General features: G+C 68.7%; 14 protein-coding genes and 1 pseudogene. 3 read left to right on the top strand and 12 right to left on the bottom strand.

The genetic code is table 11. The features are described from left to right. Window positions 1-165: 165 nt before the first annotated feature. The 5 genes from JWS13_RS33240 to JWS13_RS33220 all read right to left on the bottom strand — a co-directional run bounded on the left by JWS13_RS33240 (window position 166) and on the right by JWS13_RS33220 (window position 5353). Window positions 166-1179, bottom strand: coding sequence for a LacI family DNA-binding transcriptional regulator (locus JWS13_RS33240; RefSeq protein WP_087555227.1), 1014 nt, complete (start codon window positions 1177-1179; stop codon window positions 166-168). Between the two features lie 101 nt (window positions 1180-1280). Next, on the bottom strand, window positions 1281-2333 hold the full coding sequence (locus JWS13_RS33235) for an alcohol dehydrogenase catalytic domain-containing protein (RefSeq protein WP_206011845.1): 1053 nt from the start codon (window positions 2331-2333) through the stop codon (window positions 1281-1283). Beyond that, window positions 2330-3382: a Gfo/Idh/MocA family protein gene (locus JWS13_RS33230; protein ID WP_206009673.1), complete on the bottom strand. Its 1053-nt coding sequence runs from the start codon at window positions 3380-3382 to the stop codon at window positions 2330-2332. The genes JWS13_RS33235 and JWS13_RS33230 overlap by 4 nt, the downstream gene beginning before the upstream one ends. Next, a complete protein-coding gene (locus JWS13_RS33225; RefSeq protein WP_206009671.1) occupies window positions 3379-4731 on the bottom strand; it encodes an MFS transporter in 1353 nt (450 codons plus the stop codon). The genes JWS13_RS33230 and JWS13_RS33225 overlap by 4 nt, the downstream gene beginning before the upstream one ends. Before the next feature lie 196 nt (window positions 4732-4927). Further along, window positions 4928-5353 carry a pyridoxamine 5'-phosphate oxidase family protein gene (locus JWS13_RS33220; protein WP_206009669.1) on the bottom strand — a complete coding sequence of 142 codons (426 nt, stop codon included), beginning with the start codon at window positions 5351-5353 and terminating at the stop codon, window positions 4928-4930. Between the two features lie 152 nt (window positions 5354-5505). Here JWS13_RS33220 and JWS13_RS33215 point away from each other — a divergent pair, with 152 nt between their 5' ends. Both JWS13_RS33215 and JWS13_RS33210 read left to right on the top strand, forming a co-directional pair. Further along, window positions 5506-6558: a Dyp-type peroxidase gene (locus tag JWS13_RS33215; protein ID WP_206009667.1), complete on the top strand. Its 1053-nt coding sequence runs from the start codon at window positions 5506-5508 to the stop codon at window positions 6556-6558. Further along, on the top strand, window positions 6555-7361 hold the full coding sequence (locus JWS13_RS33210; RefSeq protein ID WP_206009665.1) for a family 1 encapsulin nanocompartment shell protein: 807 nt from the start codon (window positions 6555-6557) through the stop codon (window positions 7359-7361). Before JWS13_RS33215 ends, JWS13_RS33210 begins: the two co-directional genes overlap by 4 nt. Window positions 7362-7375: 14 nt before the next feature. Here the strand turns inward: JWS13_RS33210 and JWS13_RS33205 are convergent, their stop codons facing one another. The 4 genes from JWS13_RS33205 to JWS13_RS33190 are packed head-to-tail and all read right to left on the bottom strand — an operon-like array spanning window position 7376 to window position 11111. Further along, on the bottom strand, window positions 7376-8710 hold the full coding sequence (locus tag JWS13_RS33205; RefSeq protein WP_206009663.1) for a hypothetical protein: 1335 nt from the start codon (window positions 8708-8710) through the stop codon (window positions 7376-7378). Beyond that, a complete protein-coding gene (locus tag JWS13_RS33200) occupies window positions 8707-9069 on the bottom strand; it encodes a cupredoxin domain-containing protein (protein WP_206009662.1) in 363 nt (120 codons plus the stop codon). Before JWS13_RS33200 ends, JWS13_RS33205 begins: the two co-directional genes overlap by 4 nt. Beyond that, window positions 9070-9264: a hypothetical protein gene (locus JWS13_RS33195; protein WP_206009660.1), complete on the bottom strand. Its 195-nt coding sequence runs from the start codon at window positions 9262-9264 to the stop codon at window positions 9070-9072. Then, window positions 9261-11111, bottom strand: a complete 1851-nt coding sequence (locus JWS13_RS33190; RefSeq protein WP_206009659.1) for a hypothetical protein — start codon at window positions 11109-11111, stop codon at window positions 9261-9263. The genes JWS13_RS33195 and JWS13_RS33190 overlap by 4 nt, the downstream gene beginning before the upstream one ends. Window positions 11112-11374: 263 nt before the next feature. Here JWS13_RS33190 and JWS13_RS33185 point away from each other — a divergent pair, with 263 nt between their 5' ends. Continuing rightward, window positions 11375-11887 (top strand): CGNR zinc finger domain-containing protein, encoded by a 513-nt coding sequence (locus tag JWS13_RS33185; protein ID WP_206009657.1) that lies wholly within the window; start codon window positions 11375-11377, stop codon window positions 11885-11887. A 19-nt stretch (window positions 11888-11906) separates the two neighbouring features. Here JWS13_RS33185 and JWS13_RS33180 read toward each other — a convergent pair whose 3' ends face one another. The 3 genes and pseudogenes from JWS13_RS33180 to JWS13_RS33170 form a co-directional block, all read right to left on the bottom strand. Continuing rightward, the gene (locus tag JWS13_RS33180; RefSeq protein WP_206009655.1) at window positions 11907-12338 is read right to left on the bottom strand and encodes a VOC family protein; all 432 of its coding nucleotides are present in this window, start codon (window positions 12336-12338) and stop codon (window positions 11907-11909) included. A 9-nt stretch (window positions 12339-12347) separates the two neighbouring features. After that, window positions 12348-12805 (bottom strand): annotated as a pseudogene (locus JWS13_RS33175) (helix-turn-helix transcriptional regulator). A gap of 19 nt (window positions 12806-12824) precedes the next feature. After that, entirely contained in the window at window positions 12825-13994 is a 1170-nt protein-coding gene (locus JWS13_RS33170; RefSeq protein WP_206009652.1) for an LLM class flavin-dependent oxidoreductase, read from the bottom strand. Window positions 13995-14126: the final 132 nt, after the last annotated feature.

The raw sequence follows: 14126 nt of genomic DNA, 5'->3' as shown, positions 1-14126 counted from the left end.
CTGAGCAACATCAAGAAAGCGATTACAGAATTTTTCCGAGACCTGTCCGGTGACCGGAAAGACACGATTTACCGACGACTGTCGCGTCGGCCTGCTTCACCGCACCGGCGCAGCACCGTGCGCCGGGGTGACATGGATGATCGACGGTTCGGCCGCCGATGCCGCTCAGCTCGGGACGGGACCCGTCGACTCGCGAATGACGACGTCCGCGGAGATCAGCGGCGGAGACGTGGTGGTCTCGTTGTTCAGGGCGGCGCGCATCAGCGACCACGCCTGGTCGCCCAGGTCGATCTTCGGGCTCACCACCGTGGTCAGGCGCGGCGCCAGGTGCCGCGCCATGTCGATGTCGTCGAAGCCGGTGACCGAAATGTCTTCGGGAACACGGAGTCCGCGCTCACGCAGTTTCGAGATGACGCCGAGAGCGGTCAGGTCGTTGAAGCAGACGAGGGCGGTCGGCTCGTGGGTGAGCGCCTCCTCCACCACGTCGTAGCCACCCTCGATGGTCCCGTCGGACGGCACCGCCGTCGCCTCGATCCCGAGCACCTTCGCCATTTCGATGGCCCGCCACCGCTCGCGGTTCTGCCAGGCCAGGTCCGAGCCCTTGACGTAAACGATCCGGCGGTGGCCGAGCTTCGCGAGGTGCCCGCACAGCTCCATCATCGGGGTGAAGTTGTCGACCGCGACCATGGGGAGATCGACCCCCAGTTCCACCCGGTTGACGAGCAGGACGGGGGTGGCCTGCCTGGCGAGTTCCTTCAGCCCGCTCGTCGGAATCCTCGACGAGAGCAGCACGAGGCCGTCGACCTGGCCGAGCAGGTCGAGCGCGGTGGCGAGTTCGTCGGCCGCGTCACCGGAGTAGTCGGCGACGAGCATGCGGTAGCCGTCGGCGGTGGCGCCGTGGTGCATCTGCTTCACGACGTCGAAGAAATACGCGTTGGCCAGGTCGGGCAGGATCACGCCCATGTTTCTCAGCGACCCGAGGACGAGTCCGCGGGCGGCGGTACTGGGCCGGTAGGACAGCTCTTCGGCGACCTTGTGGACCCGGGCCGCGAGATCCGGGGTCACCGACGAGCTGCCGCTCATGACGCGGGAGACGGTGGCGATCGAGACGCCGGCGGCCTTCGCTACGGTGTTGATCGTGACGCGACGGCTCGCGGGCACTCGGGTCTGATCAGCCATCGCTGCCTCTACATCTCTCGTCGCCATTGCCACCGTCCACCCAGTGCAGGGTGGAAACGCTTACAGCGTAGCGCGAAGGCGGCCCCGGATCACGCGGACGCTCACTCCCCGCGCAACAACGCGCGCGTTCCGAGCAGTTTCCGCGACGTCAGCAGCACCTTGACGTGCCTGCTGCCGTTCGATTCGAGCTCCTCGACCGCGCGACCGAATTCGTCCAGCGGGAACGTCGCGGTGTGCAGCGGCGACGCGTCCACCTTCCCCGACTCGAGCAGTCCGGCCGCGTCGACGAAGTCCTGCCGCACGTAGTTCCGGCACGCCACGACGGACAGTTCGCGGGCGTAGAGCGCGCTGTAGTCGAGAGTCAGTTCGTGCCCGGGTTTCGCGGACGCGATCGCCACGTACCGGCCGCCCGGAGCGAGGACCCGCAGCGCCAGCCGAGCGGACTCCGGGGAGCACACCGTGTCGTAGACGAGGTCGACCGATTCCGTCCGGTCCCGGAGCCAGCCCTCGAGCGGGTCGCCCGAGTCCGTCGTGAAATCGCTCATCCCGCACGCCAGGGCGGGCCGCTCCCGTTCGGTGTAGCGATCGACGCCGAACACCCGGACGCCCCGGCTCCGGGCCACCAGCGTGGTCGCGAGACCGATCGCCCCCGTCCCGACGACCAGCGCGGTGTCCCCCGCCGACACGCCGCCGCGGCGGACCACGTGCACACCGACGGCGAGCGGTTCGACGAGTGCCCCGAAACGGTCCAGCACCGCGTCGCTGACGGGCACGCACTGCGTCTCGGGGACGACGAACTCCTCACTGAAGCACCCGCGGGGATCGGACAGCCCGAACACCCGGATGCTGGGGCAGTTGTTGATCCTGCCGTCCAGGCACGCGCGGCATCGGCCGCACCCCGTGGTCGGGTAGACCATCACCGGCTGTCCCACCGTGAGACTCGTACCCGGGCCCACCCGGGACACGCGTCCGGCGCATTCGTGCCCCAGCACCGTGGGGTACGCGGCGACGGCGTTCCGGCCACGCAGATGCGACAGGTCACCGCCGCAGATCCCGGCCGAGTCGAGAGCGACGAGCACCTCCCCCTCGCCGGGTTCCGCGACGTCACCGCGGTCGAGACGATAGTCGTTCGGACCGTCGACCCGAATACTCAAGACTGACATGCACTTTCCCTTTCCTCGGAGACGGCGACAGGAGTCCCGTCGGAGACGGTGGCCGGTGTCGTGCCCGCTGCGGCGGACCGGTAGGCGGCGTCGATCACCGACTGCACGCGCAGGCCCGACCGGGCGTCGGCCAGCGGCGCCGCCCCCGCCGCCCAACTGGTGAAGACGTCCTCGTACAGCGACCGGAACCACGCCGTCATCGACAGCGGGTCGGGTCCGGACGCGTCGACGGACCCGTCGACGAGCGTGCGGGCACCGTCGCCGATCAGGACGAGCGAATCACCCACCAGCCGAAGCTGTCCCGCGTCACCGAACAGGTGGATCGTCGCGGCGCCGCCCGGCCAGGACGCCGTGCTCGCCGTCACCGACGCCGCATGCGTGCCCTGGTCGATCAGCAGGTGGATCGTGTCCTCGGCCTCGAGCCGCCCACGACTGGTGGAGGCCGCGGCCACGACGCTGCGCGCCGGGCCGGTCAGCGACAGGTAGAGGTCGAGGGTGTGGATGGCCTGGGTGATCAGCACTCCGCCGCCGTCACGGTCCCAGGTGCCGCGCCCGGCCTCGGCGTAGTAGGAGTCCGGCCGCCACAACGGAACGGTGACGGTCGCCGAGCGCAGCGTGCCGATCGCGCCGTCCGCGAGCAGTCGCCGGGCGCGGCCCGCCGCCTCCTTGTAGCGGTGTTGCAGCGTGACCGCGGCCCGCACACCGGTCCGCTCCGCCACGTCCACGATCGCCTGCGCATCGGCCAACGAGGCCGCCAGCGGTTTGTCGATCACCAGGTCCAGACCGCGTTCGGCCAGCGCCGACGCGACCGCGAGGTGACTCGACGGCGGCGTGACCACCACGGCAGTGTCGGCGTCCAGGGCCGCTGCCGCGTCGAGACTCGGAAGGATTCGCGCCTCCGGCGCCAGTCGGCGGGCGGCGGCCGCCCTCGTCTCGTCCCGCGTCACCACACCGACCACGTCGGCGCCGACCGCCCGCAGGGCCGTGAGGTGCGCGGCGCTCGCGAGACCGGCGCCGACCACCACGACACGTCGGGTCACGATGCCGCCTCGGCGTGGGTGCGCGCACCCACGCTCCGGCCGAGCGTCTCGGGGAGCAGGGCGATACCGATCAGACCCACCACGCTCAGGCCCATGAGGTAGCTCGCGACCAGCCAGGGTGTTCCGCCGGCGACGGCGACGAGGGCCGTGGCGACCAGCGGAATCGTGCCGCCGACCACCGCGGCGGGGATCTCCCGGGAGATCGCGATGCCGCTCCAGCGGATCTTGGTGGGGAACAGTTCGGAGAGCAGCGCGCCGCCCGGTCCGGACGTCGTGCCCTGGACGAGGCAGATGCCGAGGATCAGCGCCAGCCCGACCATCCACGGCGACCGGGTGTCCAGCATCATGAACATCGGGAACGGGAAGACGATCCCGAAGACAGCGCCGGCCAACAGGACCGGCTTGCGGCCGATCCGGTCGGCCAGGCGGCCGAAGCCGAGGATGACGGGGATGGCGCAGAACTCGGCGACGATCAGTCCGATCAGGGCCTGGGTGGAATCGACCCCGAGGGTCTTGGTCACGAACGACAGCGCGAAGACCTGCATGACATAGGCCCACGGAATCACGAAGCTGAACAGGGCGAGTCCGCACAGGATCTGCCGCCAGTGGTTGCGGACCGCCTCGACGAGCGGTGCACGGTCGACCTCACCGTGCTGGGCGGCCTCCTCGAACACCGCCGTCTCGTTCACCTTCAGTCGCAGGTAGCCGGCGACGAGAACGATGACGGCGCTGGCCAGGAACGGAATACGCCAGCCCCAGGACAGGAAGAGGTCGTCGGGCATCAGCGTGAGCAACGCGAAGATCGCGGTGGCGCCGCCGGTTCCGACGTAGATCGCGGCCCCCGGATACGCGCTGGAGAGTGCTCGCCGGGAACTGTCGGTGGATTCGGTGACCATCGTGATCGCCCCGGCGAACTCGGCGCCCGCGCCTGCGCCCTGGAACAGGCGGAGGACGATCAGGAGGATCGGCGCCCAGACGCCGATCGCGTCGGCGGTGGGCAGAGCCCCGATCAGCGTCGTCGAGGCGCCCATCACGAGCAGGGTCATGAGGAGCATCGGCTTGCGGCCGATCCGGTCACCGAAGTGCGCGAACACCAGACCACCGATCGGGCGGGCACCGAGGCCGACGGCGAACGTCCCGAAGGCCGCCATCGTGCCGGCGAGGGATCCCGCCCCGGGGAAGTAGAGGGGCCCGAAGACGAGGGCGGCCGCGAGTCCGTAGAGCGTGAAGTCGTACCACTCGATCACGGTTCCCGCCGCGCTCGCCTTGATCACCCGGCGGCGTTGCTGCCCCGCCGACCCGTGCGGCACCGCGGTCGACCGCTCGGTGCCGAGTTCGGTCATGCCCATCGAGAACTCCTGACTGTGAAGGGGAACTGCCGGAACCCGACTACTATGACCCACGTCACCGAATTTGTAAACGCTTTCTCGATTACGCAACGGGATTCCCGTTCACACAGTTCACAGCTATATGCTCGACGTATTACGACCGGAACCCGTCAGATACCGCTTTCTCTCGCAGGGTTAGACGGGGTCGGCCCCACGGTCAGACGGAACCCATGTCTGCCGACAGCCAGCGCTCGGGGCGGAGGTAGATGGCGACCTGTTCGCCGAGTTCGGCCCTGGCGAAGTCGAGATAGCCGTCGACCTTGTCCGGCGCGAGGTAGCGCTCGGTGATCTCCCGCAACTGGGCGTCGGTTCCCGGGACCGCTCGCGCCACCGCTCCCTCGACGGACACGTACCGGACGGTGGGGTCGACTCGCTCGACCATCATCGTGAATCGCCCGGCCGCCTCGATCAGGCGCGCCTTCTCCGAACCGGCGCCGGTCAGTACCCACAGCTCACCTCCCGGGGCGTACTGATACCAGATGGGGACCGTCAGAGGTCCGCGGCTCTCACCGGCGGAGACCGACAGCGCCGCAATGTGCGGCTCGGACAGGAACTGTTCGCGCTCGAACACAGACAATGACATGACCTCGACGATAGGAGCCCCCGCCGACACATTCCGGGGGTCCGCGGCGGCGCGCGGGCCGATCGAATGGAACCTGACGGTCCGAAACGGTTAGATGGGACCTGAGGTTCCGGACAGTGCAGCGTCGTACGTCGGAGTGAACGGAGACACAGATGCCAGGCCCAGTCGCGAGATTGGCACCCCAAGCAGTCCTCACTCCGCCCAGCCCTGCCTCCCTGTTCCTGGTGCTCGTCGCCGGACCCTCCGACGAAGACCGCGCGACGGTGTGCGACGTGATCTCCGGCATCGACGGACCGCTCAAGGCCGTGGGATTCCGCGAACTCGCCGGCTCCCTGTCCTGCGTGGTCGGTGTCGGTGCGGAATTCTGGGACCGCGTGAGCGCGTCGTCGAAGCCGGCCCACCTGCACCCGTTCGTCCCGCTGACCGGACCGGCCCACAGCGCGCCGTCCACACCCGGCGACGTGCTGTTCCACATCAAGGGCGCCCGCAAGGACCTGTGCTTCGAACTGGGCCGCCAGATCGTCTCCGCACTGGGGTCCGCCGCCACCGTCGTCGACGAGGTGCACGGCTTCCGCTACTTCGATTCCCGCGACCTCCTCGGATTCGTCGACGGCACCGAGAATCCCACCGAAGACGACGCGTCGGGCGCCGCGCTGATCGGCGACGAGGACCCCGACTTCCGGGGCGGCAGTTACGTGATCGTGCAGAAGTACCTGCACGACATGGGCGGGTGGAGCACGCTGAGCACCGAGGAGCAGGAACGGGTCATCGGGCGCACCAAGCTCGACAACATCGAACTCGACGACGACGCCCAGCCGAGCAATTCGCACGTCACCCTCAACAGCATCGTCGACGAAGACGGCGTCGAGCACGAGATCCTGCGGGACAACATGGCATTCGGCAGCCTCGGCGAGGCCGAGTACGGCACCTACTTCATCGGGTACGCCAAGGATCCCGCCGTCACCGAGTTGATGTTGCGGAGAATGTTTCTCGGCGAGCCGCCCGGAAACTACGACCGCATCCTCGACTTCTCCACGGCGGCCACCGGCACGTTGTTCTTCGTGCCGAGCCGGGACGTGCTCGAATCGCTCGGCGACGCACCGGCCGTCGCGGAGCCGGCGCCCGAAGACCCGGTCGAGCCCGCCGCGGCCGACCCGTACGAACTGTCCCTGAAAATCGGTGGTCTCAAAGGAGTATCGCAATGAGTGATTCGAGCAATCTGCACCGCAACCTGGCACCCGTCACCGAGGCGGCCTGGCAGCAGATCGGCGAAGAGGCCACCCGCACGTTCAAGCGCCACGTCGCCGGCCGGCGCGTGGTCGACGTCGCGGGACCGTTCGGATACTCCTACTCGGCCCACAACCTCGGCCGGGTGAAGCCGATCAAGACTTCCGACAGCAGGATCCGCGCCCAGCAGCGGCAGGTCGACCCGCTCGTCGAACTCCGGTTCCCGTTCACCCTCAGCCGCGCCGAGGTCGACGACGTCGCCCGCGGTTCTCTCGACTCCGACTGGCAGCCCGTCAAGGACGCCGCGAAGGCCGTCGCGTTCGCGGAAGACCAGTCGATCTTCCAGGGATTCGACGAGGCCGGCATCCGCGGACTCGGACCGTCCAGCGACAACCCGGTTCTCAGCCTGCCGGAGGATCCGCTGCTGATCCCCGACGCCGTCGCCTCCGCGCTGTCGGCGCTGCGACTCGCCGGAGTCGAGGGACCGTACTCGGTGGTGCTCGACGCCGACGCGTACACCGCGGTCAGCGAGACCCGCGACGAGGGACACCCGGTGTTCCACCACCTGCGCGACCTGGTCACCGGCGACATCATCTGGGCGCCCGCCATCAGTGGTGGATACGTGCTGTCCACGCGTGGTGGCGACAACCAGCTGACCCTCGGCACGGACCTGTCGATCGGCTACGACAGCCACACCGCCGACGAGGTCACGCTCTACCTCGAGGAGACGTTCACGTTCGCCTCGCTCACCGCGGAGGCAGCAGTCGTCCTCGCACGCTGACGCACACGGGGCCGTCAGCCACCGAACAGCAGGTACAGCCCACCGAACGTGTAGGTGACCATGGTGAGCAGCAGTGCCAGCTGCCCGGTCAGCTGATGGCCCCGCGGCAGGAGCCGCACAGATTTGTCGTGTGCGGCAATCACTCCCAGCACGTGTCCGGCGAGGACGAACAGCACCTTGATCGACGCCGAGGCGGCCGGATGCTCGGACAGCACGTACCAGACCTCGGCGTCGCCGAGCCCCAGCGGGTTCCATCCCCGCCCCAACGGGTCGGCCAGCAGGATGACCGTCGCCTGCCCCTTCTCCACCAGATACGTCAGATAATGCGCGAAGACGTAGCCGATGATGATCGGGATCAGCGAATGCGACAACTGCCCCGGGAGAGCGGCGCGCTGCTCGGGCCGCAGTCCCCCGGTGGCCCGCGAGGCCACCCAGAACGACACCCCGACGAAGCCGACGAAGACCAGGAGCCCGGCCGTGCGCGCGAGGGTGGCGCCGATCGGGGAACCGATCCCGTCCACCAGACGAGACCACCAGGGGAACGCCGAGAAACTGTCGAAGGCCGTGGACCCCAGCAGGGTTGCCATCAACGCGACCGAGCCGGCGCGGACGGGCATCGACCCCAGATGGTCCAGCGGGTTGCGCAGGACGATCCGTCCGCTCGAACGGTCGCGGCTCAGCGGAGACAGCCGCGACGCCAGCGTGCTGTACACCTCGAACGGGTCGCCCCGCTCGCACCAGCGCTCGCCGCACAGAAACGCCCCGGCCGTCGTGACCACGACATACACGAGCAGCCACGTCCGCACCGCGGCCACCGAACCCGGGTCGCCGGAGGCCAGTTCCAGCCAGACGAAGGCGAACAGTCCCGCGACCGCGGGCCAGTAACCCCACGAGTTGCGGTACCGCGCATCGTTTTCCGCCGGCGAGTGGCCGATCGCCGCGCACACCGACCGGTGCACGGTGCGGACCGGGGACAGCACCCGCCAGACCGGCCCGAACGCCAGCGACGCCGCGACCAGCCCCACCCAGAGCAGCACGTAGAACACGCCCGGCAGGGCGTTCTCCGACGATTCCGCGGGTCCGAGGAAGGCGGCGAGGGCCACCCACACCGCGAACACCAGACCGACTGCGGCCAGCACGGTCCGCGTGACCGGAGCGTCGGCGAACCGGGTCACCCAGCCGGGCAGCCTGCGCCCCGGGCTGTCCGGATCCAGCTTCGGGGTGCGCCACGCGAACGCCAGCACCACGAAGGAGACGGTGAGCGCCCAACTCGCCCCGACCAGCGCATACGTGAACGGGATGGGAAGGTCGGTGGATCCGCCGAGACCGTGCGCGAGAACAGCGGTCATGGACGCACGAGCAGGGTGGCCACCGTCTTACCCGTCTCGTGCAATTCCACGGCCACCTGGCCCGGAACATCAACGGAGAACTGGGTTTCCTGCGTTCCCGGGTGAATCTCGAACGAATGCTCCGGAACGGCGTGCACGTGCAACTCGTCGTCGGCGTCGCTGTCGATCCGCACCGTGACGGTCTCCCCCACCGTGGCCTCGATGCGTTCGTTGTCCGGTGTGACCGTGCCGTTCTCGATTACGACGTCGATCACGACACCGTCCTCCGTCGCCGGGGTGTCGTCGTCACCTCCGCAGCCCGACACCAGAGCGACGACGACAGCGGGTATCACGACAAGTCCGGCCAACCGCCTGATCACCTAGTTCTCCTCTTCGTTTTCACTCGGGCCGTGCTTCGCGTTCTCGGCATTCTCGGCGGCTTCCGCCTTGCGGTCCCGGACCGCGAGGTAGATGACCAGCCCGGCGACCAGGAACGCGGGGACGAACGCCGGAATCGCCAGCAGCACCGAATGATCGGCGAGGTAGACGACGTCCGGATCGTGCACCGGGTTCATGTCACCCTCACGTCCTCGCGGGTGCCGGTGGCCGCCTGCCCCTGCGTGTCCTTGCTGATCCGGCCCGCTCCCCACGCCAGGGCGGTGATCAGCGCCAGGGTGCACACGAGCACCACCAGTGATGCGGCGCCGAACAGCCAGGACGGGTGGTCGAAGTTCCGCTCCCGCTGCAGGATGGTGATCTCCGGGACGAAGTCGCGGGTCGAGGACGCGACGGCGGGCAGTTCGTCCGCGCCGATGCCCGGGTCGCTGGGCAGGTAGATCGGGACGGCCGTCATGGTGCGCCCGTCCTGCACGCGCAGCAACGTCTTCCACGTTCCGTGGACCGGGACCGGTTCATGCGTCCGGTAGGTGCCGGGACCGGTGCGTTCGAGCCGGTCGACCGTGAAACCGTTGCCCAGTCCGGGGCCGCCCTGCCAGGACAGGATGGACACCCACGCCGGATCGTCGCTCGCGAGATCGGGTGGATCGATGCGCACCTCCGCGTCGACCATGCGGCCGCCGTCCGGGGCGGCCTCCGTGAGAGCGATCGTCGCCGTGGCGTTGTCCGGGATCGTGGTGACCAGGCCGTTGGCCGTGGCACCGGCGATCACCACGACGGTGGCGACGACGATGGTGCGGCTGATCGCGGGGCGCGGAAGCCCTTCGGATCGGAGCACCCGCGCGAGCAGCGCGCCGCAGGCTCCGGCCGCGATGCCGACGGGCACGGCCATCGCCAGCGCCTCCGGCCACATGCTGGTGGGCCAGGGGTAGATGTAGACGGCGTCGATCCACAGCGACTCGAGCCACAGCCCGACCGTCGCGACGAGGAGTCCGCCGACAGCACCGAACGCCACCCGATTCTTGATCAGCGGTGTCAGAGCGAGCAATTCGATCACCACCGCGGCGCCGAGGCACAGTTCGAACACGTTGGTGGGGGCACCGAGAACCGGTCCGACCACCAGAGCCGTGATCGCGCGGACGACGCCTGCCACCGCCACGGCCACGATCGCCGCGAACGGTCCGAGGACGATTCGGGCCGCCACCAGGGTGAACGCGGCGGCTCCGGCGATCATCATCGGTTGCAGGACGAGTCGGAACTGTTCGACGCCGAAGTCGTATTCGATCTGGAAGACGGACAGGCCGATGAGCAGGCCGCCGAACATGCCGCACCGCAGGAACCAGATGAGCCTGCTGTCCGGCTTCACCTCCCCGGGGGTCGCCATCCGGCCCTCGTAGTCCAGGAGCAGGACGCCGATCAGCGACAGTCCCGCACCGCCGATCAGCATCAGGTGCGTCGGCCCCCACAGCGTGACGTCCTGACCGAAGATGCGGTGCCAGACGTCGTCGAGCGGGAACCCGATGAGGGCGTACAGACCCGCTCCCGCCACGAGGACGCCGCCGACCGGGACGTACCAGGTGCGGGTGATCTTGATCGCCGCACGGCCGGGTTTCTCGTCGCGCGGCAGGATCATCGCCAGCATTCCGGTGATGAACAGCAGGAACAGTCCGACGAGGATGAAGTAGTGCGCGGGGTTCGCGAGCGGCCCGTTGTCGCGGCCTCGCCCGATGTGCAGGCTGACGTCCCAGATGAAACCGAAGAACGCCGTCAGGATGGTCCCGACGAACGTCACCAGGGCCAGGGCCACCCACGGGGGCCGGTCGAGCGCACGCGACGCCGCGTCGGCGATCGTCTGCAGCCACGCGATCTTGCGTGTGCGATGCAGGTACGCGATCCACAGCAGACCCACGGTGATGATCGCCGTCGCCACCGTGATTCCGATGATCTGGTCGAATGCCGCACCGCCACCCTCCCCGCCCGACTGGGCAAGAATGAGTGAACTCGGAGTAACAGTAACTTGGCTCACGTGGTGATTATGTGCGTCTCGTCCCGAAAATGCCAGACCCTCGACCCGGAAACCGGCGGTCCGTATACAAATCTATTCAGATCTGCGATCGAACGTAGATACGGCTAGATTCCCCTAGCGACGCCTCGACCAGCGACAACTGCCACCGACCGCACCCACAGCCGAGGTAGGTGACCACGCCCGTGCTCGTGCGATGCCGGGATACTTCCTGCCAGTCGTGTTCGTGATGTTCGCTCATGCACCCAGCGTGATGTAATGGCATTGTGCATCTCAACCCTTACGGGGAGTATGCGGTCACGCTCGCCGCCGACCTCGCGAATCACCCGCCCGACTCGACCGGCGAACTCGTCGACCGATGCGTCGACGCCGGCATCGTCGTCGACTTCCCCGTCACCGACGACGACCTCGCCGACGTGCTCGCCATGCTCGACCGGTGGTCGGCCATCGCCGACGCCACGAGCGACGAAGACCGGGCCGAACAGGTCAACCTCCTGCTGACGAAGGCGTCGGCCTACCCGCGACTGACCAACCACGCCGGCGACGGCTGGCACCTCCACTACCGCGACGACCAGCAGTCCCTGGCCGGTGTCCTCGAGGCACTGTTCTCCGTCGGCACCGCACTGCACCTCGTCGGCCGCGGCATGCACCGCCTCGGCCGCTGCGCGCTCGAAGAATGCACCGCCATCTACGCCGACACCTCGCGCAACGGCCGTCAGCGGTACTGCTCACCCACGTGCGCGAACCGGGACGCCGTACGACGTCACCGGGCGCGCTGAAGCTTGGTGGTGGGGTTGGTCAGTGCGCGAAATCTTCCCCCGTGTACTCCCGCTTCTCCACCAGCACCAGCCAGTTGCCGGAGTTGTCCCGCATCACCGCCTCGATGCCGTAGGGCCGTTCGGCCGGCGGCTGCGTGAACTCGACACCCTTGGCGACCAGATCCTTGTACGTCGCGTGACAGTCGGTGGTGGTGAGCCCGAATCCGCCCATCGTCCCGCTCGCGAGCGACCGGCGGACCGACTCCGCCATGTCGGCGTCGAGCGGCGGCCCCGGCCGCATCAGCGTGACCTCGAGCTCCGGGTGGTCGGGGTGCAGGATCGTCACCCACCGGAATCCGTCGCCCATCGTGACGTCGGTGCCCGGGGCGAAACCCAGTGTGTCGATGTAGAACTTCTTCGCGTCGTCCTGGTCGGTGACCCACAGGGTGACAAGAGAAACGTTGGTGATCATGCGACCAACCTATGTCCGGCGCGGCCGACTGCGCTTCTCCGAAATTGCGGCGTTCACCGGCGGTCGCTCAGCCCGTGCATGAACACGTAGCACCCGGGGATGCGCGGCGCCCCGTGCTCGGCGAACTTCGCCTGGTACACCGACGGTGACGTGCCGACCAGCTGACGGAACTTGGCACTGAACGACCCGAGGCTGGTGTACCCGACGAGGTGGCAGATCTCGGTGACCGTCAGGTTCGTCGCCCGCAGCAGGTCCTGGGCGCGCTCGACGCGGCGCTCCGCGAGATACACACCCGGCGTCCGGCCGTAGACCGCCGCGAAACACCGGAGGAAGTGGTACTTCGACACCCCCGCCGTCGCCGCCAGTTCCGGCAGATCCAGCGGCGAGGCGTAGTCACGGTCGGCGAGGTCGCGGGCACGGCGCAGGTGCGGGAGTAGTTCCTCGGGGACCCGCCCGACCGTCGCCATGCCCCCAGTCTGGCAGCGGCTACCGACTCGAGGACAGGAACGCCGTCGACCCCGACAGATCCCCGGGCCGGTGGGTGCGGGACTGCACGAGCCCGCGGCGTTCGAGGATCGGGCGGACGCCTTCGCCGAAGTTGTACGCCTCCTCCAGGTGCGGGTAGCCGGACAGGACGAAGTGGTCGAGTCCGAGCGCCGCGTACTCGGCGATGCGGTCGGCGACCTCCTCGTGGGAGCCGACCAGCGCGGTGCCCGCGCCGCCGCGGACCAGTCCGACCCCGGACCACAGGTTGGGGGCCACCTCGAGGGCGCGCGCCCCAGCATCCTTCGAATACACGCTTCCACCACCGTGCAGTTCGCGCATCCGCCGCTGCCCCTCGGAACCCGAGCGGGCCAGGCTCTGCTGCGCCTGCTCGACCGTCGCCGGGTCGAGGGCGGACAGCAGGCGGTCGGCCTCGGCCCACGCCTCCTCGGACGTGTCGCGGCTGATCACGTGCAGCCGGATGCCGTAGTCGAGGGTACGGCCCTGGACGTCGGCGAGGTCGCGGATCCAGGCGATCTTCCCGGCGACGGCACTGGGCGGTTCACCCCAGGTGAGGTAGGTGTCAGCGAACTGGGACGCCACGGTGCCCGCCGCCGGCGACGACCCGCCGAAGAAGATTGGCGGCACCGGGTCCGGGATGCGCTGCAACTGGGCGTTCTCCACCCGGATGTACTCGCCCTCGTAGTCGACCGGTCCCGTTCCCGCCCACAGCTTCCGGATGACGTCGAGGAACTCGCCGCAGCGCGCGTAGCGCTGGGTCTTGTCGAGGTAGTCGCCGTAGGTGCGCTGTTCGTGGTCCTCACCGCCGGTCACGACGTTCAGCAGGAGCCGTCCCTGCGACTGCCACTGGAACGTCGCCGCCATCTGCGCGGCCAGCGTGGGGCTGAGCAGGCCCGGCCGCAGCGCGACCAGGAACTTCAGCGTCTCGGTGGTCTCCAGCATCATGGCCGTGGTGAGCCAGGCGTCCTCGCACCACGCGCCGGTGGGCGTCAGCACCGATTCGAACCCGCTCGACTCCGCCGCCGCGCCGATCTGGTTGAGGTACCGCAGCGTCGCCGGCCGGTCCCCCGCCATGGAACTCCCGTGACCACCTGCCATCAGGTTGCGGGAATCACCGTAGGTGGGAAGGAACCAGTGGAAATGAAGAGACACGCGCGATCCTCTTGTCGACGACAGATGGGCAGGGCAGGCCAGTTCATCAACAGCGGCGCCGGGGCGCGAGGGTTTCGATCACCGTGATTCGGAGGGGTGCGGCGCCGGCCCGAACGGCGTTAGCGTCGCCCC

The sequence above is a fragment of the Rhodococcus pseudokoreensis genome, assembly GCF_017068395.1.
Lineage (GTDB): Bacteria > Actinomycetota > Actinomycetes > Mycobacteriales > Mycobacteriaceae > Rhodococcus_F > Rhodococcus_F pseudokoreensis.
The sequence above is the reverse complement of the archived record's forward strand: the minus strand, read 5'-3'. Positions and strand labels throughout refer to the sequence as shown.

What these genes read in the sequence shown, in the direction of transcription:
- JWS13_RS33225 (WP_206009671.1), bottom strand. Translation starts at nt 4,731, where the DNA reads ATGGGCATGACCGAACTCGGCACCGAGCGGTCGACCGCGGTGCCGCAC.
- JWS13_RS33205 (WP_206009663.1), bottom strand. Translation starts at nt 8,710, where the DNA reads ATGACCGCTGTTCTCGCGCACGGTCTCGGCGGATCCACCGACCTTCCC.
- JWS13_RS33215 (WP_206009667.1), top strand. Translation starts at nt 5,506, where the DNA reads ATGCCAGGCCCAGTCGCGAGATTGGCACCCCAAGCAGTCCTCACTCCG.
- JWS13_RS33195 (WP_206009660.1), bottom strand. Translation starts at nt 9,264, where the DNA reads ATGAACCCGGTGCACGATCCGGACGTCGTCTACCTCGCCGATCATTCG.
- JWS13_RS33240 (WP_087555227.1), bottom strand. Translation starts at nt 1,179, where the DNA reads ATGGCTGATCAGACCCGAGTGCCCGCGAGCCGTCGCGTCACGATCAAC.
- JWS13_RS33220 (WP_206009669.1), bottom strand. Translation starts at nt 5,353, where the DNA reads ATGTCATTGTCTGTGTTCGAGCGCGAACAGTTCCTGTCCGAGCCGCAC.
- JWS13_RS33210 (WP_206009665.1), top strand. Translation starts at nt 6,555, where the DNA reads ATGAGTGATTCGAGCAATCTGCACCGCAACCTGGCACCCGTCACCGAG.
- JWS13_RS33180 (WP_206009655.1), bottom strand. Translation starts at nt 12,338, where the DNA reads ATGATCACCAACGTTTCTCTTGTCACCCTGTGGGTCACCGACCAGGAC.